Raw genomic sequence first — 22,206 nt, 5'->3', positions numbered from 1 at the left:
CTCACATCCGGAAGACGCCGAACTGGGGGTCACCCAGGGGCGCGTTGGCACAGGCGGTCAGGGCGAGGCCGAGGACCTGCCGGGTCTCCAGCGGGTCGATGACCCCGTCGTCCCAGAGCCGGGCCGTCGCGTAGTAGGCGTTGCCCTGGGACTCGTACTGCTCGCGGATCGGGGCCTTGAAGGCCTCTTCCTCCTCCGCGCTCCACCCGTCGCCGAGCTGGTCGCGCTTGACCGTCGCGAGGACGGACGCGGCCTGCTCGCCGCCCATGACCGAGATCTTGGCGTTGGGCCACATCCACAGGAAGCGGGGGGAGTACGCCCGGCCGCACATCGAGTAGTTGCCCGCGCCGTACGACCCGCCGACGACGACCGTCAGCTTCGGCACCCGGGTGGTGGCCACGGCCGTGACCATCTTGGCGCCGTGCTTGGCGATGCCGCCGTGCTCGTACGCCTTGCCGACCATGAAGCCCGTGATGTTCTGCAGGAACACCAGCGGGATCCCGCGCTGGTCGCACAGCTCGATGAAGTGCGCGCCCTTCTGCGCGGACTCCGCGAACAGGATGCCGTTGTTGGCGACGATGCCGACCGGGTGGCCGTGGATCCGGGCGAAGCCGGTGACCAGCGTCTGCCCGTACTCGGACTTGAACTCCTGGAAACGGGAGCCGTCCACGACCCGGGCGATCACCTCCCGCACGTCGTACGGGGTGCGGGAGTCCACCGGCACCGCGCCGTAGAGCCCGTACGGGTCGACCTTCGGCTCCTCGACCGGCTCCACCGACCACGGCAGCGCACCGCGCTCCGGGAGCGTGGCCACGATGTTCCGCACGATCCGCAGCGCGTGGGCGTCGTCCTCGGCCAGATGGTCGGTGACACCGGAGATCCGGGAGTGGACCTCGCCGCCGCCCAGCTCCTCGGCGGTGACGACCTCGCCGGTGGCCGCCTTCACGAGCGGCGGACCGCCCAGGAAGATCGTCCCCTGGTTCCGTACGATCACGGCCTCGTCGCTCATCGCCGGGACGTACGCGCCGCCCGCCGTGCACGAACCGAGGACCGCAGCGATCTGCGGGATGCCCGCACCAGACATCCGGGCCTGGTTGTAGAAGATCCGGCCGAAGTGCTCCCGGTCGGGGAAGACCTCGTCCTGCATGGGCAGGAAGGCGCCGCCCGAGTCCACCAGATAGAGGCAGGGGAGACGATTCTCCAGAGCCACCTCCTGCGCCCGCAGGTGCTTCTTCACCGTCATCGGGTAATAGGTGCCGCCCTTGACGGTCGCGTCGTTCGCCACGATCACGCACTCGCGGCCCGAGACCCGGCCGACGCCGGCGATGACGCCGGCGGCCGGGGCCTGATCGCCGTACATGCCGTGCGCCGCGAGCGGGGCCAGCTCCAGGAAGGGCGAACCCGGGTCGAGAAGGGTGTCCACCCGGTCTCTGGGCAGCAGCTTGCCGCGTGCGGTGTGCCGGGCCCGGGACTTCTCACCCCCGCCCAGCGCGGCCGTCGCGAGCGTGGCGCGCAGGGTCGCGGCCAGCTCGTGGTGCGCCGCCTCGTTCGCCTGCCAGGCCGGCGAGGCGGGATCCGCCGCACTCGTCAGCACAGGTGCCTGCTGCATCCCTCGAGCTCCCTTGCTCGGTTAATGAGCGTTAACGTATGTCGCTCAGGTTAACGACCGCTAACGGGGTTGTCTAGAATCGAATCCATGACCACGAGCCCTACCCGCACGGACGCCCCGACGCGACGCGAGCAGATCCTCAAAGAGGCTGCCCGCCTCTTCGCCGAGCGCGGCTTCCACGGCGTGGGCGTGGACGAGATAGGAGCGGCCGTCGGCATCAGCGGCCCCGGCCTCTACCGTCACTTCCCCGGCAAGGACGCGATGCTCGCCGAGCTCCTCGTGGGCATCAGCGAGAGACTCCTCGACGGCGGCCGGGCGCGGGCCGGCGCGACCACCGGCGACCCCGAGGCCCTCCTCGGCTCCCTCATCGACGGGCACATCGACTTCGCCCTCGACGACCGGCCGCTCATCACCCTCCACGACCGGGAGCTCGACCGCCTGAAGGACGAGGACCGCAAGCGGGTACGGCAGCTCCAGCGGCAGTACGTCGAACTGTGGGTGGCGGTGGTGCGGGAGCTCCACCCGGAGGCGGCCGAGAGCGAGGTGCGCACGGCGGTCCACGCCGTGTTCGGCCTGCTGAACTCGACGCCGCACCTGGCCACGGTCGGCCGCCGGTCCATGGAGGACCTGCTGCGCAGACTGGCCCACGGGGCGTTCGGGGCGCTGGCCGGATAGGGGTCGTCCGCGGCCCGAGCGGGGTCCACGGGGCGAAACGTGTGCCCAACGCGTCCGCCGCTCGGCCAGAATGTGATCCATGCCGATACTCAGCCGCGCCGCCCTCGTCGAGCACCTCGTCCGTACCCGGATCGCGGGAGACGTCGCCACCCCGCGCGACAACAACCTCTCCCACTACCGCAAGCTCGCCAACGGCGACCGGCACTACTGGCTCGGCCTGGAGCTCGGCGACCGCTGGGCCGACGAGCAGGACGTGCTCGCCGTGATGGCCGAGCGCTGCGGAGTCATCGACGACCCGGCCCACCGCGCCGGCCAGGACACCATCGACCCCGAACTCACCGTCGACGGCCTCGACCGGATGGCCGCCCGGCTCCGCAAGGCCGCGGCGGGACGTGAGCGGGTCCTCTTCGCGACCGGTCACCCCGGCGCCCTGATCGACGTCCACAGCAGGGTCGCCGCCGCGCTGCGCGCCCAGGGCTGCGACATCGTCCGGATCCCCGGGGGGCTCGTCGCCGACGAGGGGTACGTCGTGCAGTTCGCCGACGTCGCCGTCTTCGAGCGCGGGGCGAGCCTCTGGCACACCCACTCCCCGGAGCCGATGAACGCGATCCTCGACGCGCTCGGCGAGGACGGGCGGCCGGACCTGGTGATCGCGGACCACGGGTGGGCGGGCCGGGCGGGGCAGCGGGGGATCGACTCGGTCGGCTACGCGGACTGCAACGACCCGGCACTGTTCATCGGCGAGGCGGAGGGAACGATGCAGGTCACGATCCCCCTGGACGACCACGTCCTGGACCCGCGCTTCTACGAGCCGCTGACGGCCTACACCCTGGACGCGGCGGGCCTGCTCTGACGGCCCGAGCGCCCCGGCCCGGGTCACGGGACCGGAAGACGGGAACGCCCCGCGCCGAGGCGGCGCGGGGCGTCCGTGTCGGGGTGCCTCCCCCTTGCGGTGAGGGGATCAGAAGGCGACGGGGCCGGGGGTGCCGTACGCGGAGCTGTACGGCGAGACGACGTCGAGGTTCGTTCCGCGCCCGAACGGGGCCTTCCAGTCACCGGTGCCCTTGTAGACGTGGAGCAGCGAGGACTCCGGGGATCCGCTCTCCGCGAGCAGGTCCGCCCGGCCGTCCCGGTCCACATCGCCGATGTTGACGATGTACCGGAACTGGCCCCACCCGCCGCCGACCTTGGTGCGCGGCGCGAACGTGCCGTCCCCCTTGCCGAGGTACAGCCACAGGTCGCCGCTCCGGTCGCGGGCCAGGAGGTCGCCGGACTTCGCGCCGCCGAGGTCGCCCGGGGCGGTGAGCAGGTCGTACGTGTTCCACCCGCCGCCGACGCGGACCCGCGACTCGAACGGCTTGGCGGCGTCGCCGGTGGCCTTGTACAGCCACAGGACGCCCGCCGTGTCGGTGGCGACGAGGTCGGGGCGGCCGTCGCCGGTCAGGTCGGAGCCCGCCGCGAACGTCGTGTACACGCCCCAGCCGGAGCCGATCCGGACCCGCGGCGAAAGCGAGTGGCCGGTGCCCGAGTAGAGCCACAGCACGCCCTCCTTGTCGCGGGCGACGACGTCTGCGTACGGGGTCGCGTCGAGGTTCCCGGCGGACAGCAGCCGGTCGTACACGAACCAGCCGCCGCCCCGCTCGGTCCGCTCCCACGGCTTCTCCGGCTGCGCGACGAACTGCCGGACGTCGTACGAGGCGAGGTGGCCCGAGCTGTCACGGACGAGCAGGTCGGGGGAGCCGCTGTCCGAGTAGTCGTGCGGGGCGGTGCCGCTCTCGACCTGGAGGGTGCCCGTCCGCTCGATCTGCCCGCCGACGCCGTTGAGCGGGGTGGCGGTGACCTGCCACGCGTAGGCGCCGTTGTACGCGGCGGTCCCGTTCGGGAAGGTCCCGTCCCACGCGAAGGCGGCCTCGGTGCTCGCCCCCAGAAGCTCCTTGTCGGCCGTCCAGGTCTTCCCCGTCGCCTTGTGCGTCAGCCGCAGGCTCACCCTCACGTCGCCCCGGCTGAGGTTCCACCGCAGCACCGCCTTGGACCCGGCCGTGCCGAAACCGGCGGTGGCGGGCACCTGCTCGTCCACGACCGAGACCGGAGTCCGCGCGCCGTTGGTCGCCACCTGGGTGACGGAGGGCCGGCCGTCCGGGTCGAGGGCGATCCGGTACAGGCCGTCGCCGTGCTCCGGAGTGCTGCCCTGCGCCAGCAGATCGTCGCCGGCTCCCGACACGTCTCCCAGGTCGCCGAGGAGACCGGCGGTCGTGCCGTCCTTGAGGGAGACGGCCGAGAGCTCCTTGTCGGACACGCCGGACACGGCCCAGTCCCCGAGCAGGGAGACCTGCACGTAGGAGCCGCCGTGGGTCTCGAAGGTGGTGTGCCGTGTCGTTTCCGCCGCACCCCGCAGGGCCGTCACCAGGGTCACGGAGCCGTCGGGGTTGCTCTCGGACCAGGCCAGGTGGGTGGCCGAGACGGCGACGTCGGACGCGTAGTAGAGGCGGGGTACGGGCCGGTCCTCGACGACCTTCGCCCCGGCGAGGTCGACGACGGCGAGGTGCTCCACGCCCGACACCTCGTACCGGACGGCGAGGACACCGGAGGGGGAGTACGTGAGGTCCCGGATGTCCGCGTCGGCGGGCAGGCCCTGCACCTGGCGGTGCACGACCGCGTCCCCGGGCTTGGAGATGAGGTGGAGGCTGTTGCCGGCGCCGATCATGACGAGGGTGTCACGCGCGACCTGCCGGAGTTCCGCCCCCTCGCCCACGGAGCCGGCGTCGATGTCGACGGGCTCGCCGCCCGCCATGTCCAGGAGCCGGTAGCTGCTTCCCCCTGTCTGCACCGCGACGAGGTCGCTGTCCGTCGCCGCCGTGGGGTTGGCGTGGTCGGGGGCGCCCTTGGGCAGGGTGGTCACGGCGCCGTCCGCGGCCCGGCGCCACTGCCAGCCGGTGGTCACGCCGTCGCTGGAACCGGCCCAGGTCAGGAAGCCGGTGGAGCCGCCGCCGGCCAGCTGCTCGTTGAAGCCGAGGGCGAAGGGGCCCGCCTGCTGCTCCGCCGAGGCGGCGGTGACCGCTCGTGGGGCGGCGAGGGCGGGGGTGGCGGCCAGGGCCGTCCCGGCCGTCACGGCGAGGGTGACGGCGACCGCGACGGCGAGATTCCGGCCGGCCGGGCTGAGGTACTTCAAGAGGCTTCCTCCTGGCTGTGGTTGTGGCATCCCTACGCCACAACCACAGGACCCGCGACAGCCGTGCAAGGTTGTACGACATTCGGAAGGAAGATCGAATCCGTCAGATCGGGCCCGGCTCGGTGGGCCGCCGGTACCGGCGCTGCTCCACACCCGGTGTCGGGTCCAGGTAGACGCGGCGGATCGACGGGAAGCGTTCCCGGAGTTGGGACTCCGCGTCCTCGCACGCCCACTCGACCTGTGCGGCCGACGCCACGTCCTGGAAGTCGACCTTCGCCGCGATCAGGACCTCCCCCGGTCCCTGGATCAGCGTCGTCAGGTCGAGGACACCGACGACGTGCGGGACGGAGAGCAGCTCCTCGCGGACCGCCTCCCGCATCTCCCGTGGCAGCGGCCGGCCGATGAGGAGCCGGGCGTTGGACCGGCCGAGCACCCAGGCCACGTACACGAGCAGCGCGCCGATGAGGATCGAGGCGACGCCGTCCCAGACGCCCGAGCCGGTGAGCTGGCCGCCGAGGAGGCCGCCCGCCGCCAGCACGAGTCCGGCGAGGGCGGCGGAGTCCTCCAGGACGACCGCCTTGACGGTCGTGTCGGGGGTCAGCCGCAGGTACTCCGCGAACGGAGCCTCCAGCCGTTCCGCCTCGGCCCTGACCTGCCGGATCCCCGTCCGCAGGGAGAAGGCTTCGAGGACGAAGGCGATGCCCAGGACCACGTACGAGATCAGCGGGTCGCCGAGTTCCTCGCCGTGCGTGAGCGTGTGGACGCCGTCGTAGACGGAGAAGACCGCGCCGCCGACGAAGGTGGCGACGGCCGCCAGCATCGCCCAGACGTACAGCTCGCCGGCGTGGCCCACCGGATGGTCCTCGTCGGCCGGCTTCCCGCTCCGCTTGAGCGCGGTGAGCAGCATGACCTCGGTGACCGTGTCGGCGAGCGAGTGGGCCGCCTCCGACAGCATCGCGCTCGAACCGCTGACGACGCCCGCGACGGCCTTGGCGGCGGCGATCCCCAGGTTCGCCACCGCCGCCACGATCACCGTGAAGGTGCTCTCACCGTTCTCCGCCATGATCGGACGGTATGTCCGGTCGTCAGCGCGGAACGCGAACGACACCCTCCTGGATGACGGTGATGGCCAGCTTTCCGTCCCGCGTCCAGATCCTGGCCTGGCCGAGGCCGCGCCCGGCGGAGGCGGAGGGCGACTCCTGGTCGTACAGGAGCCATTCGTCGGCCCGGAACGGCCGGTGGAACCACATCGCGTGGTCGAGGGAGGCCCCGACCACGTCCCCGAGGGCCCAGCCGCCGCGCCCGTGCGCGAGCAGGACGGAGTCCAGCAGGGTCATGTCGGAGACGTACGTCGCCAGGCAGACGTGCAGCAGGTGGTCGTCGGCCAGCTTGCCGTTCGTACGGAACCACACCTGCGAGCGCGGTTCGCGCGGCTCCCCGACGGAGCCCCAGGGCGGGGTGTCGGCGTACCGCAGGTCCACCGCCGCCCGCGCCTCGACGAGCCGGTCCGCGATCTCCCCGGGCAGGTGCCGGGGGAGCATCTCCGCGGCCGTCGGCAGCGACTCGGGGTCGGGCGCGGCCGGCATGCCGGCCTGGTGGTCGAGACCCTCCTCGTACGCCTGGAAGGAGGCGGAGAGGTGGAATATCGGCTGCCCGTGCTGGACGGCGACGACCCGGCGGGTGGTGAAGGAGCGGCCGTCGCGGATCCGGTCGACCGTGTAGACGATCGGCGCGCCGGGATCCCCGGGGCGGAGGAAGTACGCGTGCAGGGAGTGCGCGAGGCGGTCCTCGGGCACGGTCCTGCCCGCCGCCACCAGCGCCTGGGCGGCCACCTGGCCGCCGAAGACGCGGGGGACGAGCGCGGAGCGGGACTCACCCCGGAAGATGTCCCGCTCGATCCGCTCCAGATCGAGCAGATCGAGCAGGCCATCCAGGGCGCTGTGCGCTTCGGGCACCTGGACCTACAGGCCCATGGACTTGGCGATGATCGACTTCATGATCTCGCTGGTGCCGCCGTAGATGCGGTTGACGCGGTTGTCGGCGTACAGGCGGGCGATCGGGTACTCGTTCATGTAGCCGTAGCCGCCGTGCAGCTGGAGGCAGCGGTCGATGACGCGGTGCGCGACCTCGGTGCAGAACAGCTTGGCGCTGGCGGCCTCGGCCGGCGACAGCTCGCCCGCGTCGAGGGCCTCCAGGGCGCGGTCGGCGACGGCCTCGGCCGCGTCGACCTCGGCCTGGCAGGCGGCCAGCTCGAACTTGGTGTTCTGGAAGTGCGCGACCGGCTTGCCGAAGACGGTGCGGTCGGTCACGTACTCCTTGGCGAACCGGACGGCGGCCTTGGCCTGCGCGTACGCGCCGAAGGCGATGCCCCAGCGCTCGGAGGCCAGGTTGTGGCCGAGGTAGGAGAAGCCCTTGCCCTCCTCGCCGAGGAGGTCCTCGACGGGCACCTTGACGTCGACGAACGCGAGCTCGGCGGTGTCGGAGGTGCGCAGACCCAGCTTGTCCAGCTTGCGGCCGATGGAGTAGCCCTCGGACTTGGTGTCCACGGCGAAGAGGGAGATGCCGAAGCGGCGGTCCTCGGCCGTCGGGGCGGAGGTGCGGGCGCAGACGATCACGCGGTCGGCGTGGACGCCGCCCGTGATGAAGGTCTTGGAGCCGTTGAGGACGTAGTGGGTGCCGTCCTCGGAGAGCTTGGCGGTGGTCTTCATGCCCGCGACGTCGGAGCCGGTGCCCGGCTCGGTCATCGCGAGGGCCCACATCTCCTCGCCGGTGACGAACTTCGGCAGGTAGCGCTTCTTCTGGTCGCCGGTGGCGAGCATCTTGAGGTACGGCAGGGCGAGCAGCACGTGGACGCCGGAGCCGCCGAACTGCACGCCGGCGCGCGAGGTCTCCTCGTAGAGGACGGCCTCGAACTTGTGGGTGTCCAGGCCCGCGCCGCCGAACTCCTCGGGCACGTTGATGCCGAAGATCCCCAGCTCGCCGAGCTTGGCGTAGAAGTCGCGGGGCGCCTGGCCCGCCGCGAACCACTCGTCGTAGACGGGAACGACCTCGGCCTCGATGAAGGCGCGGATGGTCTCCCGGAACGCCTCGTGGTCCTCGTTGAATACGGTACGGCGCACGAGCCGCCTCCTCGGAGTCCTGGGCGCCTGGCCCACTATGCCTAAGCGCTTGCTCAGTCAAGTTACCCATCGGTTCGCACCGCTGTCCAGATCTGGGCGCCCATGGTTGTCCACGTCACGTCCCTCACGGCGCGGACGCCTCCCCGGCGACCCAGCGGCGGCTCACCGTGTCGTACGCGAACGGAGGCCCGCCCGTGACGGAGGCGGTACGGAACGGGCGGCCGCCGTCGGTGATCCGCACCGTCCCCGAACGGCCCTCGCTGCTCCACTCCAGCTCCAGGTACCAGCGGCAGTCGCACCCCGCCGCCCCCGCCGAGACCAGCAGCTCCTCCGGCTCGGCGGCGCTGACCACGTACGGGAAGGAGACCGCCGGGAGCGTCCGGCCCTCCTGCCCGGAGGCGTCGTACCCGTCCAGCGCCCGCGCCACCGGCCGCGGCCGGTCCAGGTCCACCTCGAAACGGCGCGGCGTCACCGCCCCGCCGCACCCGTCGTCCATCCGGTACGCCGCCCACGGCAGCGGCGCGCCCCGCTCCACCACCCGCACGTGCAGCGCCTGGAGCACCACCGCCGCCGCGCCCCTCCCCTGCACCGACACCCGCACCAGCGTCTCCCCGCCGTCCACGGCCCCCTGCGCCGCCGCCCAGCTCCGCGCGTCGGCCGCCTCCGGCGGGGGAGGGGGCGTCCGCTCCACGAGGTAGGTGTGCCCGCACCCGTTCTTCCAGATGTGCGAGGCGACCGTCCACGTCAGCGGCGCCGGTGGTTCGGCGGCCGGCTCCCGGGACTTCCCGGGCAGGAGTACGGCTCCGAGCGTCACCGTCCCCACGACCGCCAGCGCCCCGCCGACCACGCCCAGCCACCCCCATCGGCGCCTCCGCCGCTCGGACGGGAGGCCCGGCACGCGCGCGTGCACGGGTTCCAGCTCGGGCCCGGGCGCCGCCTCAGGGGCCGGGCTCGGACGCCCGCTTCGCGCCTGCCCCGGACGCCGGCTTCGCGCGGGATTCCGGTGCCGGAGGGCGGCGGGCGCCGTCCGCGCGGGTCCAGGCCACCTCCAGGGCCCGCCGCTCCCCCTCGTCCGCCCCGCACAGCAGGGCGAGGCGGTCGACCACGGCGAACTCCTCCGGGACGGTCGCGCCGGAGCAGTAGCGGTGGAGGGTGGACGCGCTGACGCTCAGGCGCCGGCCCAGCGCCTCGTAACTCCTCCCGTCCCGCGTCTTCAGCGCCCGCACAAGCCGCGCGAACTCCTCGACGACGGCGTCCTTCGGCATTCCATCCCCCTCGCCCCTGCGTCCCACCCTTTACGTCCTTGCACGTCAGCGGGGGTGGAATGGTTCCGGGACGGATGGTGGGCGCGTCACCGTTGCGGGCGGCGGGCGCCGGCCCGACGCTGGTCGAGCACTGACCGAACGACCCGACGGGGGATCCATCACCATGAACAAGCTCCGTACCGCACTCGCCACCGCCGCCGCGGCCGCCCTGGGCCTCGCGGCCCTCGCCACGGCCCCGGCGCAGGCCGCTGCCCAGCCCGCGTTCCTCGCCGCCTCCCAGATGCCGCCGTCGTCGACGCCGTGGACCGCCACCCAGGTCTTCACCGGCATCCCGGAGAACGGCGGCGCCCTCTGCGCCCCGTACAAGATCCCGGCGCAGAACACCCGCTACCGCGAGTTCACCACCGAGCTCGACACCAACGGCGTGCAGATCACCACCGTCGCCCGCACCGAGGCCGACGCCGTGAAGCTGGTCGACACCCTCCGCAAGGCCCTCGCCGGCTGCGGCCCCCTCCTTGAGCGGCAGAACCCGGGCCTGCGGGCCGTCAGCGCCTCCCACGGCAAGCTCGCCGTCGAGGAGGGCGCCTGGGTCTACAGCCTGGACACCGCCGACCCGCAGATCGGCATCACCGACATCCACCTCTTCTCCGTCGGCCGCGACGGCCGCACCGTCACCCTCGTCCGCTGGGGCCAGATGGGCGACTTCAAGGACGCCCCGCTGACGGCCTTCCGCACGACGACGAAGACCGCCGTCAACAAGCTCTACTGATCGGGGGATCACCCGAGCGCGAACCACAGCTCCATCCGTACGTCCGGGTCGTCCAGGTCCCGGTCCAGGAGCGCGGCGCAGCGGGTGATGCGCTGGCGGACGGTGTTGCGGTGGATGTCCAGGGCGACGGCCGTGCGGTCCCAGCTGCCGTGCAGGGAGAGCCAGGTGCGCAGGGTCTCCCGGAGGGGGTCCGGCAGCGGGGCGAGGAGGGTCCGGGCGTGGGCCGCGGCCTCGGCGGGGTCCACCAGGGCCGCGAAGCCGCCGGGGCGGTGCCGTACGAGCGAGGCGCGGGTCGCCTGCGCCCGGCGCAGGGCCCGTGCCGCCTGGGCGTCGGCGGCGGCCAGGCCGTCCGGCTCCGCCGCCGCGCTCACCCCGAGCGTCCAGCCCTGCTGGGGGGTGACGGCGGCGGCCGAGGCGGGCAGCAGGAGCCGTACGGCTCCGGCGCCCGCCCCCGCCTCCACCAGCGGCGTCCCCAGCGCCGCCGCCAGCGAGGCCGCCGCGAACGGGGTCCCGTCGCCGCCCGAAGCGTGGACGACTGTCCAGGGGCCGGGGCCCAGCGCGCCCGCGACCTCCGCCGGGGGCGCGCCGAGCAGCAGCCGCACCAGGGCCCCGTCCCGCACCGTCACGTCCGCGCCCCGGTGCGGGGCTGTCAGGAGCGAGAGCAGGACGACGGCGACCCCCGCGATCGTGTGGTCGCCGGGGCCGCGCCGCTCCGTCGCCACCCCGAGGGTCAGACCGTCACCGCCGCCGAGGGCGTACGCGGCGAGCCGGAACCCGCCGCCCTCCCCGCTCGCCGAGGCCGGTCCGCCCGGGCGCGGGCCGAGCACCGCCGCGAGTTCCCGCAGCGCACGCGCCGCCTCCGCCGGTACCTCCCGGCCCGCCGCGAGCGACTCCGTACCGTCCGCCCCGAAGAGCACCGCCCGCCCCGCGAGCCGCGAGGCCAGCGCGCCGAGGACCGCCGGGACGGGGGCCGGCCGGGCCGCGGCCGTCGCCAGGGACTGCTGCGCCTCCGACACCCGGCGCAGCTCGTGCAGCCGCGCTTCGGCCATCAGCCGCCACAGCGCCCGCGCCACCGCGGTGAAGGGGGTCTCGGGCGGCACCTCGATCAGCGCGAGGCCGTGCCGGGCGCACGCCTCGACGAGGGCCGTCGGCACCGTGTCGTACACGGGGGTGACGCCGAAGCCGAGCGCCGCGGCACCGGCCTCCACCAGCCGCTCCACGTACCGGACCGGGTCCGTCAGCTGCACGCCCGCCGTCATGAGGAGCTCGCCGCCGAGCAGATAGGGATACGGGTCGGCCATCTCCGAGGTGTGCACCCAGTGCAGCGCCACGTCGTCGCGGCCCGCGAGCAGCCGCAGGCCCAGCGCCCTGCGGGCGAGCAGCGCGGCCAGCGGGACCGGTGGGACGGGGGGAGAGGAGGTGGTCTCCGCCGCGACGGTCATCGAATGGATCCTTCGCACATCACATGCTCGAACAATGGAAGAAACGTACACTTCAATGGCGCTGTCAGGCGACTTACGGTCGAGCCGGACCCGACGAACCTCCAGGAGGACCCGACCATGAGCAGCGACCAGAACGCCTTCCGCGGCCCGATCGACTCGTCCCGCGTCCCGCGGTACGCCGGTCCCGCGACGTTCGCCCGGCTGCCGCGACTCGACGAGGTCGGCACCGCCGACGTCGCCGTGGTCGGCGTCCCCTTCGACAGCGGTGTCTCCTACCGGCCCGGCGCCCGCTTCGGCGGCAACGCCATCCGCGAGGCCTCCCGCCTGCTCCGCCCGTACAACCCGGCGCAGGACGCCTCCCCGTTCGCCCTCGCCCAGGTCGCGGACGCCGGTGACATCGCCGCCAACCCGTTCAACATCAACGAGGCCGTCGAGACCGTCGAGGCCGCCGCCGACGAGCTGATCGGCACCGGCGCCCGCCTGATGACCCTCGGCGGCGACCACACCATCGCGCTGCCGCTGCTCCGCTCGGTCGCCAAGAAGCACGGCCCCGTCGCCCTGCTCCACTTCGACGCGCACCTCGACACCTGGGACACCTACTTCGGCGCCGAGTACACCCACGGCACCCCGTTCCGCCGGGCCGTCGAGGAGGGCATCCTCGACACCGAGGCGCTCTCCCACGTCGGCATCCGCGGCCCGCTCTACGGCAAGCAGGACCTCACCGACGACGAGAAGATGGGCTTCGGCATCGTCACCTCGGCCGACGTCTACCGCCGCGGCGCCGACGAGGTCGCCGACCAGCTCCGCCAGCGCATCGGCAACCGCCCGCTGTACATCTCCATCGACATCGACTGCCTCGACCCGGCCCACGCGCCCGGCACCGGCACCCCCGAGGCGGGCGGCATGACCTCCCGCGAGCTCCTGGAGATCCTCCGCGGCCTCTCCTCCTGCAACCTGGTCTCCGCCGACGTCGTCGAGGTCGCCCCCGCGTACGACCACGCCGAGATCACGGCCGTCGCCGCGTCGCACACGGCGTACGAACTGACGACGATCATGTCCCGCCAGATCGCGGCCGGCCGCGCCGACGGCGCGAAGTAACCTCGGGGGCGGCAGCGGGCCGAGGTACGTGGTGGGCGCGGCCCGGTGGTCGGGTCGTGCCCACCCTCCCCCGAGCTCTCGGCTCCGCTCGCGCAGGGGGCACCCCCATCGCCCTGCGGAACGCCTGCCCACGGCCTGAACGCCATCCCCTGAAGGGACGCCCCCATGACCCACGACCACGACCTGGTCCTGCGCCCGACCGGCGCGCAGACGGAGGCCGCCCTGAATCCGCCCGCGGGGCGCAACGGCGGCGACCTCGTCGTCGAGACCCTCACCGGCCTCGGCGCCACCACCGTCTTCGGCCTCCCCGGCCAGCACGCCCTCGGCATGTTCGACGCGCTGCGCCGCTCCCCCCTCCGGTACGTCGGCCTCCGCGTCGAGAACAACGCGGGCTTCGCCGCCGACGCGTACGGCCGGATCACCGGCGAGGCCGCCCCGCTGCTGCTCTCCACCGGGCCCGGCGCGCTCATGTCGCTCGCCGCGCTCCAGGAGGCCGCCGCCGCCTCGGCGCCCGTCCTCGCCATCGGCAGCCAGATCCCGGCGGCCGGTCTCGGCGGCGGGCGGCACGGCTACCTCCACGAGCTCCGCGACCAGCAGGCGTCCTTCCGCGACATCGTGAAGTCCGTCCACACGGTCCGTACGCAGTCCCAGATCCCCTCCGCCCTCGCGGCGGCCTGGGAGTCGGCGCTCACCGCCCCGCACGGGCCGGTCTGGGTCGAGATCCCGCAGGACGTGCTCCTCGCGGAGACGATCCTGCCGGTGGTCACGGCGATGGACGCGACGCCCGAGGAGGCCGCCCCGCGACCCGAGCTGACGGCGGTCGCCGCCCACCTCCTGGCGAACGCCGAGCGGCCCGCGATCATCGCGGGCGGCGGTGTCGTCCGCTCCGACGCCTCCGGCAAGCTCCGCGCGCTCGCCGAGCGCCTGGACATCCCCGTGGTCACCACCTTCGGCGGCAAGGGCGCCTTCCCCTGGGAGCACCCGCTCTCGCTCCAGTCCTGGCTGGAGGACCGGCACACCACCGACTTCCTGGAGGACGCCGACGTGCTCCTCGTCGTCGGCTCGGGCCTCGGCGAGCTGTCCTCGAACTACCACACGTTCGCCCCGCGCGGCCGGGTCATCCAGATCGAGGCCGACGCGGGCAAGCTGGAGTCCAACCACCCGGCGCTCGGCATCCACGCGGACGCCCGCCTCGCCCTCCAGGCGCTCCTGGAGACAGCCCCCGAGCGGCGGGACCCGACGGCCCCCGGGCGGGTCTCTGTCGTCCTCGCCAAGGTCCGGGACCGGATCGCCGCGCAGGACCTGGACCTGGAGCAGCGGACCGTGGCGGCCGTACGGGAGGCGCTGCCGGACCGCTCCCCGAGCTTCTGGGACATGACCATCCTCGCGTACTGGGCCTGGTCGGCCTTCGACGCCAAGCACCCGAACACCATGCACTCCGCCCAGGGCGCGGGCGGCCTGGGCTACGCCTTCCCCGCCGCTCTCGGCGCGGCCGTCGCCGACCCGTCCCAGCCGGTCCTGGCGGTCTCCGGCGACGGCGGCGCGATGTACTCGATCGCGGAGCTGGCGACGGCGAAGCAGTACGGCCTCGACGTGACCTGGCTGATCGTCGACGACGGCGGCTACGGCATCCTGCGCGAGTACATGACGGACGCCTTCGGCGAGACCACGGGCACCGAGCTGACCCGCCCCGACTTCGTCGCCCTGGCGGAGTCCTTCGGCGTCCCCGGGACCCTGACGAGCCCGGAATCCCTGACGGCGGACCTCACGAAGGCCCTCGCGACCCCCGGCCCGTCGGTGGTGGTCCTCCCGGCCCTGCTGCGGATGTTCGAACCGACCCACCTGTGAGCGAACGGCGTTTGCGGCGCCGTTCCGCCCGGGCATATCCTCCATGTGTCTCTGACATAGGGAGGATTTGTCATGTCGAACCTGTACGTGGAAGTCGACGATCTGGCCCTCGCCGAGGCGGCGGAAATACTGGGCACGAAGACCAAGAAGGACACGGTCAACGCGGCCCTGCGGGAGGTGGCGCGGCGGCACGAGCGGCTGCGGGCGCTGGAGAAGCTCACGGAGATGGGTGAGCGGGGCGACTTCGACATCCTCATGGACAAGGCGAACTACCGGCGATGACCCCCCTCACCTACCTTGTCGACACCTCCGCCGCCGTGCGGATCATCGCCAAGAAGAGCGTGCAGGATCAGTGGCGGAAGTTCGCGGTCGAGGGCGTCATCGCCCTGTGCGACCTCACAGAGCTGGAGCTCCTCTACTCGGCCCAGTCCGCCAACGACCGGCTCGCCAAGGAGGAGCTCCTCGGGCAGCTCTTCAACTGGACCGCCGTCCCCGATGGCGTCTACTCCCGGGCCCGCCGCGTCCAGCACATGCTGACCAACCGGGGCGAGCACCGCAGCGCCGGTCCCGTCGACCTGCTCGTCGCCGCCACCGCCGAGCTCTCGGGTCTCACGCTCCTCCACTACGACCGGGACTTCGAGACCATCGCCCGTGTCACCGGCCAGCCCACCGAGTGGGTCGCCCCGCCCGGGACCGTCTAGGACCAAGCCCGGACTTTTGTTGCGGCGGGATGAAATCGCACGTCGGCCGCGTTGGGCCTTCCGGTAGAGCAGGACGAACGGGAGGCCATTCGTGGCGGCGGTGGGGCAGCAAAAACAGGCGGCGGACGGACAACCGGCGGCCGGCGGGCGACCGGCGGCGGACCGGCAGCAGGGCTGGGCCCGGCGGCTCACCGGGTACGCCTGGCGGTACCGGGCGAACGTGATCCTCGCCCTCGGGTCCTCGCTGCTCGGCATGGCCGTACTCGCCCTCGTGCCGCTCGTCACCAAGGTCATCATCGACGACGTCATCGGGACGAAGACCCGCGACCTCGGCGTCTGGACCGGCCTCCTCATCGGCGCCGCCGTCCTCGTCTACGTCCTCACCTACGTCCGCCGCTACTACGGCGGCCGGCTCGCCCTCGACGTCCAGCACGACCTGCGGACCGACATGTACGCCACCATCACCCGGCTCGACGGGCGGCGGCAGGACGAGCTGTCCACCGGGCAGGTCGTCGGGCGGACCACCAGCGACCTCCAGCTGATCCAGGGCCTTCTCTTCATGCTCCCGATGACCATCGGGAACATCCTGCTCTTCCTCATCTCGCTGGCCGTCATGGCCTGGCTGTCGATCCCGCTGACCCTCGTCGCCCTCGCCGTCGCCCCCGCCCTCTGGTACATCGCCAAGCGCAGCCGCACCCGTCTCCACCCCGCCACCTGGTACGCGCAGCAGCAGGCCGGCGTCGTCGCGGGGGTCGTCGACGGGGCCGTGACCGGCGTCCGGGTCGTCAAGGGCTTCGGCCAGGAGGACCAGGAGACCGGCAAGATCCGGGAGGCGGGGCGGAAGCTGTTCGCCGGCCGGCTGCGGACGGTCCGGCTGAACTCGCGCTACACCCCCGCCCTCCAGGCCGTGCCCGCCCTCGGCCAGGTCGCCGTCCTCGCCCTCGGCGGCTGGCTCGCCTACCGCGGCCAGATCACCCTCGGCACCTTCGTCGCCTTCTCCGCCTATCTGGCCTCCCTCGTCGGCCCGGTCCGCATGCTCGCCATGGTCCTCACCGTCGGCCAGCAGGCCCGCGCGGGCGTCGACCGGGTCCTCGACCTCATCGACACCGAACCGGTCATCCAGGACGGCACGAAGGAACTCCCCGCCGACGCATCCGCCACCGTCGAGTTCGACGACGTGAGCTTCGCGTACGAAGACGGGCGTCCGGTGCTCGACGGCTTCTCCCTGGAGATCAGGTCCGGCGAGACCGTCGCCGTCGTCGGCGCCTCCGGCTCCGGCAAGTCCACCGTCTCCCTCCTCCTGCCCCGCTTCTACGACGTCTCCCACGGCGCCGTCCTCGTCGGCGGCCACGACGTCCGCGAGCTCACCCTCGACTCACTGCGCGCCGCCGTCGGCCTCGTCCCCGAGGACTCCTTCCTCTTCTCCGACACCGTCCGCGCCAACATCGCCTACGGCCTCCCGGAGGCCACCCAGGAGCAGATCGAGACCGCCGCCCGCGCCGCCCAGGCCGACCGGTTCATCGCCGAACTGCCCGAGGGCTACGACACCAAGGTCGGCGAGCACGGCCTCACCCTCTCCGGCGGCCAGCGCCAGCGCGTCGCGCTCGCCCGCGCGATCCTCACCGACCCCCGGCTCCTCCTCCTCGACGACGCCACCTCCGCCGTCGACGCCAGGGTCGAGCACGAGATCCACGAGGCCCTGAAGTCGGTGATGGCGGGCCGTACGACCCTGCTCATCGCGCACCGCCGCTCCACCCTCAACCTCGCCGACCGCATCGCCGTCCTGGAGGACGGCCGGCTCGCCGACATCGGCACCCACGCGGAACTGGAGGAGCGTTCCCCGCTCTACCGCCGGCTGCTCACCGATCCCGAGGAGCTGGGCGCCGTCTCGCCCGGCCACGTGACGCCGCCCGAGCTCCCCGAGGACCGCACGCTGCGGGCCGAGCTGGACGCGGAGTTCGACGCCGAGCGGGGCATCACCCCGGCCCTGTGGGTACGGGACGAGGCCGCCGGCGAGGAGAGCGCCGCACCCGGGGCCACCCCCGAACTGCTCGCCGCCGTCGAGGCCCTGCCGCCCGCCACCGACACCCCCGACGTCGACGAGGTCCGCGCGGTGTCGCCCGAGGACACGTACGGCCTGCGCAGGCTGCTCCGCGGCTTCGGCATCCCGCTGCTCATCAGCCTCGGCCTGGTCGCCCTGGACGCCGGCGCGGGCCTGCTGCTTCCCGTCCTGATCCGGCACGGCATCGACGAGGGCGTGAACCGGCTCGCGCTCGGCGCGGTCTGGGCGGCCTCCGCGTTCGCCCTGGTCACGGTGCTCGTGCAGTGGGTGGCGCAGACCGCAGAGATCCGGATGACCGGCCGCACCGGCGAGCGGGTGCTCTACGCGCTGCGCCTGAAGATCTTCGCCCAGCTCCAGCGGCTCGGCCTCGACTACTACGAGCGCGAGCTCACCGGCCGGATCATGACCCGGATGACGACGGACGTGGACGCCCTGTCCACCTTCCTCCAGACGGGTCTCGTCACCGCCTTCGTCTCCGTCGTGACCTTCTTCGGGATCATGGTCGCTCTGGTCTTCCTCGACCTCCAGCTCGCCCTGGTGGTCTTCGCGACCCTGCCGGTCCTCGCCGTCGCCACGTACTTCTTCCGCCGCTCCAGCGTGAAGGCGTACGAGCTGGCCCGCGAGCGGATCAGCGTCGTCAACGGCGACCTCCAGGAGTCGGTCTCCGGCCTGCGGATCGTGCAGGCCTTCCGCCGCGAGCGGTCGGGCGCGGCCCGGTTCGCCGAGCGCAGCGACTCCTACCGCGAGGCGCGCGTCCGGGGCCAGTGGCTGATCTCGGTCTACTTCCCGTTCGTGACGCTGCTGTCCTCGGTCGCCGCCGCCGCCGTCATGATCGTCGGCGCGAACCGGATCGAGGCGGGCACGCTCACCACCGGCGCGCTCGTCGCCTACCTCCTCTACATCGACCTGTTCTTCGCCCCCGTGCAGCAGCTCTCCCAGGTCTTCGACGGCTACCAGCAGGCCACCGTCTCGCTGAGGCGGATGCAGGAGCTCCTCCAGGAGCCGACGTCGACGGCCGCCGCCGACACGCCCCTGGACGTGCGCGCGCTGCGCGGCGAGATCGCCTTCGAGGACGTCTCCTTCGCCTACGGGGGAGAGGACGGCACCGCGAAGGAGGAGACCGCCCTCACCGGCATCGACCTGCGCATCCCGGCCGGGCAGACCGTCGCGTTCGTCGGTGAGACCGGCGCGGGCAAGTCGACCCTGGTCAAGCTGGTCGCCCGGTTCTACGACCCGACGGGCGGCCGGGTCACCGCCGACGGCACCGACCTGCGGGAGCTCGACCTCACCGCGTACCGCCACCGGCTCGGCGTCGTCCCGCAGGAGGCGTACCTCTTCGCGGGGACGGTCCGCGACGCCATCGCGTACGGCCGCCCCGAGGCGACCGACGCCGAGGTAGAGGCGGCGGCCCGCGCGGTCGGCGCCCACGACATGATCGCCACCCTGGACGGCGGCTACCTCCACGAGGTCGCCGAGCGCGGCCGGAACCTCTCCGCCGGGCAGCGCCAGCTGATCGCCCTCGCCCGCGCCGAGCTCGTCGACCCGGACGTGCTGCTCCTCGACGAGGCCACGGCGGCCCTCGACCTGGCCACGGAGGCCCAGGTCAACCAGGCCACCGACCGTCTCGCGGGCCGCCGTACGACCCTGGTCGTCGCCCACCGGCTGACCACGGCCGCGCGTGCGGACCGGGTGGTGGTGATGGACCACGGCCGGGTCGTGGAGGACGGCACCCACGAGGAACTGCTCGCCCTCGGCGGCCGGTACGCGGCGCTGTGGAGCACCTTCGTCGGGGAGGCCGTGGACGAGGAGGAGCCGGAGCGGGTGTGAGTACGGGGGGCCGCCCGGGATGAGTATCCGGGCGGATTCCGGGGCCACCGCCCCGCGGGCTTGGATGAGCGCATGAGCCCCGACCTCCGCGCCCGCGCCGCCTCGCCCGTCCCGATCACCCCGCCGGACGTGGAGGGCGCGCGCCTGCGGAAGTGGGCGCTGGTCTGGGCCGGGCTGCTGCTGCCCGCGACCCTGCTCGCCGGCGTCCTCGCCCTCATCCCGGAGGACGCCGGCCGCTGCATCACCCACGGAGGCGGCTGCGGGGGCGCCCCCGGCTTCCTGTACGCCGTGAGTCTGGTGATCGCCGCCGCGGCCTTCGTGACCGTGCTGACCGTGCGGGGCGCCTCCCGCGCCGGCGTCCGCCGGGCGGCGCTGTGGACGCAGCTCGGCGCCGAGGCCTTCTTCCTGCTGTTCGTCCTCACGACGTTCGCGTAATCCTGCCGGAGGCAACCATTCCGGGGGCTCGCGCGTCGTACGCCCGTACGCCTGAACCGCCGTACGGCCGTACGTTCGTGCGGCGACCCGCCCGGAAGGGGACGCATGCCCACGGACACGCAGAACGGACGACGTGGCCGACGACCGCTCGCCCGTGTCCTCGCCCCGCTCCTCGTGGCCCTCGCCCTCCTGCTGATCCCCGCGCCGGGACCCGGCGCCGGGACCGCCGACGCCGCCTCCGTCTGCCAGGGCCGCCCGACCAAGACCTACCGCTTCGCCACCGGCGAGCTGCGCCTCTACAAGACCCGCCACTACGCCTGCGCGGTCACCGTCGCCAAGCGCCCGGGAGCCGCCCGGCCCATGAGCGTCTCGCTCCAGCCGCGCGGCGGCCGCCCCGCCGTCAAGGCCGGACGGTTCGGCCGGCAGGCAGGGCCCGTCACCGTCCACGCCCTCAACCGCTGTGTCCGCGCGGCCGCTTCGGTGTCCGGGCGGGGGACGTCCACGGGCTGGATCCTGTGCTGATCCGAAGGAAAGTCCAAGGGTAAGGACCAACAGGGTCTGGCGGTCCACACGTTGCCCCCGCTAGGTTCGCGACACCGTTGTGAACCAAGGGGAGGACGAATGCGCAAGTCGCTCAGATGGCTGGTGTCGCTCTCGGTGCTCATAGGCACCGTCGGCTCCACGGGCGTGGCCACCGCCGCGGACACGGAGGTCGACAGCACCACCGCCGTCGCCGACTCGCAGAGCACGGACATCAAGGACCGCATCCTGGCAATCCCCGGGATGAGCCTGATCGAGGAGAAGCCGTACGCCGGCTACCGCTTCCTCGTGCTGAACTACGAACAGCCGATCGACCACCGACGCCCGTGGGCGGGCACCTTCCAGCAGCGGATCTCCGTCCTCCACAAGGGCACGGACCGTCCCACCGTCTTCCGCACCAGCGGCTACGGCCTGAGCACCACCCCGAGCCGGACCGAGCCGACCCGGATCGTCGACGGCAACCAGATCTCCATGGAGTACCGCTTCTTCACGCCGTCCCGCCCGCAGCCGGCCGACTGGTCCAAGCTCGACATCTGGCAGGCGGCCAGCGACCAGCACCGGATCTTCACCGCCCTGAAAAAGATCTACAGCGAGAACTGGCTCTCCACCGGCGGCTCGAAGGGCGGCATGACCGCCACCTACTACGAGCGCTTCTACCCGCGTGACATGGACGGCGTCGTCGCCTACGTCGCCCCGAACGACGTGGTGAACAAGGAGGACTCGGCCTACGACCGGTTCTTCGCGAACGTCGGCACCAAGGAGTGCCGCGACCGCCTGAACAACATGCAGCGCGAGGCTCTCGTCCGCCGCGAGCCGCTGCAGAAGAAGTACAAGGAGTGGGCCGAGGCCGAGGGCGCCACCTTCAACACGGTCGGCACGCTCGACAAGGCCTACGAGGCCGTCGTCCTCGACTTCGTGTGGGGCTTCTGGCAGTACTACGGCGAGGACGTCTGCGACCAGATCCCGGACGCGAAGACCGCGAGCGACGACACCGTCTACGAGACGATCGACGCCTACTCCGGCTGGGGCGCCTACGCCGACCAGGGCCTGGAGTACTACACGCCGTACTACTACCAGGCGGCGACCCAGCTCGGCTCGCCCAGCATCAAGCAGCCGCACCTGGACGGCCTGAGCCGGTACGGCTACCAGCCGGCCCGCAACTTCGTGCCGAGCTCGATCCCCATGAAGTTCCAGCCGTGGGTCATGCGGGACATCGACGACTGGGTCCGCAAGAACGCGCACCGGATGCTGTTCGTCAACGGCGGCAACGACCCGTGGAGCGCCGAGCCGTTCCGCCTCGGCAAGGGCGCGCGCGACAGCTACGTCTACACCGCGCCGGGCGCGAACCACGGCGCGAACGTGGCCGGGCTCGTCCCCGCCGAGCGGGAGAACGCCACCGCCCGCATCCTGGCCTGGGCCGGTCTCTCCGCCCCGGCCGTCCAGGCGGCGCAGCCGCTGGCGCGGTTCGACGCCCGCCTCGACAAGCCGGTCGACGAGGACGTGACGCGGGAGCACGGCCTGCGGCCGTAACTCCTCCGCACGGTGAGGGGGGTGTGCCCGGCCCGGGCCCCCCGGTCACTTATAGAACTAACATATCCACCGGCACAAATCCTTATATGGTTTTGCGGTTTTAGTATTTAGATGGGC

At 72.7% G+C, this 22,206-nt stretch carries 19 protein-coding genes; 11 read left to right on the top strand and 8 right to left on the bottom strand.

Annotated features, from left to right (window positions below):
* Window position 1: 1 nt before the first annotated feature.
* Complete coding sequence (locus ACFVYX_RS01890) at window positions 2-1,609, bottom strand: carboxyl transferase domain-containing protein (protein ID WP_389679307.1); 1,608 nt, start codon at window positions 1,607-1,609, stop codon at window positions 2-4.
* An 87-nt stretch (window positions 1,610-1,696) separates the two neighbouring features.
* Here ACFVYX_RS01890 and ACFVYX_RS01885 point away from each other — a divergent pair, with 87 nt between their 5' ends.
* Both ACFVYX_RS01885 and ACFVYX_RS01880 read left to right on the top strand, forming a co-directional pair.
* The gene (locus ACFVYX_RS01885) at window positions 1,697-2,284 is read left to right on the top strand and encodes a TetR/AcrR family transcriptional regulator (protein ID WP_389679306.1); all 588 of its coding nucleotides are present in this window, start codon (window positions 1,697-1,699) and stop codon (window positions 2,282-2,284) included.
* Between the two features lie 79 nt (window positions 2,285-2,363).
* A complete protein-coding gene (locus ACFVYX_RS01880; RefSeq protein ID WP_389679305.1) occupies window positions 2,364-3,137 on the top strand; it encodes a phosphatase in 774 nt (257 codons plus the stop codon).
* 108 nt (window positions 3,138-3,245) lie between these two features.
* Here the strand turns inward: ACFVYX_RS01880 and ACFVYX_RS01875 are convergent, their stop codons facing one another.
* The 6 genes from ACFVYX_RS01875 to ACFVYX_RS01850 all read right to left on the bottom strand — a co-directional run bounded on the left by ACFVYX_RS01875 (window position 3,246) and on the right by ACFVYX_RS01850 (window position 9,837).
* Window positions 3,246-5,453 (bottom strand): FG-GAP repeat domain-containing protein, encoded by a 2,208-nt coding sequence (locus tag ACFVYX_RS01875; RefSeq protein WP_389679304.1) that lies wholly within the window; start codon window positions 5,451-5,453, stop codon window positions 3,246-3,248.
* A 103-nt stretch (window positions 5,454-5,556) separates the two neighbouring features.
* Window positions 5,557-6,516 carry a cation diffusion facilitator family transporter gene (locus ACFVYX_RS01870; protein WP_389679303.1) on the bottom strand — a complete coding sequence of 320 codons (960 nt, stop codon included), beginning with the start codon at window positions 6,514-6,516 and terminating at the stop codon, window positions 5,557-5,559.
* 22 nt (window positions 6,517-6,538) lie between these two features.
* A complete protein-coding gene (locus ACFVYX_RS01865) occupies window positions 6,539-7,408 on the bottom strand; it encodes an acyl-CoA thioesterase (RefSeq protein ID WP_389679302.1) in 870 nt (289 codons plus the stop codon).
* A 6-nt stretch (window positions 7,409-7,414) separates the two neighbouring features.
* Window positions 7,415-8,572 carry an acyl-CoA dehydrogenase family protein gene (locus tag ACFVYX_RS01860; protein ID WP_389679301.1) on the bottom strand — a complete coding sequence of 386 codons (1,158 nt, stop codon included), beginning with the start codon at window positions 8,570-8,572 and terminating at the stop codon, window positions 7,415-7,417.
* A 124-nt stretch (window positions 8,573-8,696) separates the two neighbouring features.
* The gene (locus tag ACFVYX_RS01855) at window positions 8,697-9,419 is read right to left on the bottom strand and encodes a hypothetical protein (RefSeq protein ID WP_389679300.1); all 723 of its coding nucleotides are present in this window, start codon (window positions 9,417-9,419) and stop codon (window positions 8,697-8,699) included.
* A gap of 91 nt (window positions 9,420-9,510) precedes the next feature.
* Entirely contained in the window at window positions 9,511-9,837 is a 327-nt protein-coding gene (locus ACFVYX_RS01850; protein ID WP_389679299.1) for a helix-turn-helix domain-containing protein, read from the bottom strand.
* 163 nt (window positions 9,838-10,000) lie between these two features.
* On the opposite strand from ACFVYX_RS01850, the gene ACFVYX_RS01845 reads away from it, so the two are divergent.
* Window positions 10,001-10,606 carry a hypothetical protein gene (locus tag ACFVYX_RS01845; protein WP_389679298.1) on the top strand — a complete coding sequence of 202 codons (606 nt, stop codon included), beginning with the start codon at window positions 10,001-10,003 and terminating at the stop codon, window positions 10,604-10,606.
* Window positions 10,607-10,614: 8 nt separating this feature from the next.
* Here the strand turns inward: ACFVYX_RS01845 and ACFVYX_RS01840 are convergent, their stop codons facing one another.
* Entirely contained in the window at window positions 10,615-12,048 is a 1,434-nt protein-coding gene (locus ACFVYX_RS01840) for a PucR family transcriptional regulator (RefSeq protein WP_389679297.1), read from the bottom strand.
* A 117-nt stretch (window positions 12,049-12,165) separates the two neighbouring features.
* Between ACFVYX_RS01840 and speB the strand changes: the two genes are divergently transcribed.
* From speB to ACFVYX_RS01800, 8 genes are all read left to right on the top strand, one after another.
* Complete coding sequence (speB, locus tag ACFVYX_RS01835; RefSeq protein WP_389679296.1) at window positions 12,166-13,146, top strand: agmatinase; 981 nt, start codon at window positions 12,166-12,168, stop codon at window positions 13,144-13,146.
* A gap of 165 nt (window positions 13,147-13,311) precedes the next feature.
* Window positions 13,312-14,994 (top strand): thiamine pyrophosphate-binding protein, encoded by a 1,683-nt coding sequence (locus tag ACFVYX_RS01830; RefSeq protein ID WP_389679295.1) that lies wholly within the window; start codon window positions 13,312-13,314, stop codon window positions 14,992-14,994.
* A gap of 72 nt (window positions 14,995-15,066) precedes the next feature.
* Window positions 15,067-15,276 (top strand): type II toxin-antitoxin system VapB family antitoxin, encoded by a 210-nt coding sequence (locus ACFVYX_RS01825; protein WP_389679294.1) that lies wholly within the window; start codon window positions 15,067-15,069, stop codon window positions 15,274-15,276.
* Window positions 15,273-15,695 carry a PIN domain nuclease gene (locus ACFVYX_RS01820; protein ID WP_389679293.1) on the top strand — a complete coding sequence of 141 codons (423 nt, stop codon included), beginning with the start codon at window positions 15,273-15,275 and terminating at the stop codon, window positions 15,693-15,695. The genes ACFVYX_RS01825 and ACFVYX_RS01820 overlap by 4 nt, the downstream gene beginning before the upstream one ends.
* Window positions 15,696-15,795: 100 nt before the next feature.
* Entirely contained in the window at window positions 15,796-19,584 is a 3,789-nt protein-coding gene (locus tag ACFVYX_RS01815; RefSeq protein WP_389679292.1) for an ABC transporter ATP-binding protein, read from the top strand.
* A gap of 72 nt (window positions 19,585-19,656) precedes the next feature.
* Window positions 19,657-20,019 (top strand): hypothetical protein, encoded by a 363-nt coding sequence (locus ACFVYX_RS01810; RefSeq protein ID WP_389679291.1) that lies wholly within the window; start codon window positions 19,657-19,659, stop codon window positions 20,017-20,019.
* 105 nt (window positions 20,020-20,124) lie between these two features.
* Window positions 20,125-20,541: a hypothetical protein gene (locus tag ACFVYX_RS01805; RefSeq protein WP_389679290.1), complete on the top strand. Its 417-nt coding sequence runs from the start codon at window positions 20,125-20,127 to the stop codon at window positions 20,539-20,541.
* 99 nt (window positions 20,542-20,640) lie between these two features.
* Entirely contained in the window at window positions 20,641-22,089 is a 1,449-nt protein-coding gene (locus tag ACFVYX_RS01800; RefSeq protein ID WP_389679289.1) for an aminopeptidase, read from the top strand.
* Window positions 22,090-22,206: the final 117 nt, after the last annotated feature.

Source organism: Streptomyces sp. NPDC058326 (genome assembly GCF_042879855.1).
In the GTDB taxonomy this organism is placed as follows: domain Bacteria; phylum Actinomycetota; class Actinomycetes; order Streptomycetales; family Streptomycetaceae; genus Streptomyces.
Note: the sequence above shows the minus strand (reverse complement) of the source record. Positions and strands in the feature narration are given on the sequence as shown.

Excerpts from the sequence above, each read along its gene's own strand:
- ACFVYX_RS01890 (WP_389679307.1), bottom strand. The coding sequence starts at position 1,609 with ATGCAGCAGGCACCTGTGCTGACGAGTGCGGCGGATCCCGCCTCGCCG.
- ACFVYX_RS01885 (WP_389679306.1), top strand. The coding sequence starts at position 1,697 with ATGACCACGAGCCCTACCCGCACGGACGCCCCGACGCGACGCGAGCAG.
- ACFVYX_RS01880 (WP_389679305.1), top strand. The coding sequence starts at position 2,364 with ATGCCGATACTCAGCCGCGCCGCCCTCGTCGAGCACCTCGTCCGTACC.
- ACFVYX_RS01870 (WP_389679303.1), bottom strand. The coding sequence starts at position 6,516 with ATGGCGGAGAACGGTGAGAGCACCTTCACGGTGATCGTGGCGGCGGTG.
- ACFVYX_RS01850 (WP_389679299.1), bottom strand. The coding sequence starts at position 9,837 with ATGCCGAAGGACGCCGTCGTCGAGGAGTTCGCGCGGCTTGTGCGGGCG.
- ACFVYX_RS01845 (WP_389679298.1), top strand. The coding sequence starts at position 10,001 with ATGAACAAGCTCCGTACCGCACTCGCCACCGCCGCCGCGGCCGCCCTG.
- ACFVYX_RS01840 (WP_389679297.1), bottom strand. The coding sequence starts at position 12,048 with ATGACCGTCGCGGCGGAGACCACCTCCTCTCCCCCCGTCCCACCGGTC.
- speB (WP_389679296.1), top strand. The coding sequence starts at position 12,166 with ATGAGCAGCGACCAGAACGCCTTCCGCGGCCCGATCGACTCGTCCCGC.
- ACFVYX_RS01830 (WP_389679295.1), top strand. The coding sequence starts at position 13,312 with ATGACCCACGACCACGACCTGGTCCTGCGCCCGACCGGCGCGCAGACG.
- ACFVYX_RS01825 (WP_389679294.1), top strand. The coding sequence starts at position 15,067 with ATGTCGAACCTGTACGTGGAAGTCGACGATCTGGCCCTCGCCGAGGCG.
- ACFVYX_RS01820 (WP_389679293.1), top strand. The coding sequence starts at position 15,273 with ATGACCCCCCTCACCTACCTTGTCGACACCTCCGCCGCCGTGCGGATC.
- ACFVYX_RS01810 (WP_389679291.1), top strand. The coding sequence starts at position 19,657 with ATGAGCCCCGACCTCCGCGCCCGCGCCGCCTCGCCCGTCCCGATCACC.
- ACFVYX_RS01805 (WP_389679290.1), top strand. The coding sequence starts at position 20,125 with ATGCCCACGGACACGCAGAACGGACGACGTGGCCGACGACCGCTCGCC.
- ACFVYX_RS01800 (WP_389679289.1), top strand. The coding sequence starts at position 20,641 with ATGCGCAAGTCGCTCAGATGGCTGGTGTCGCTCTCGGTGCTCATAGGC.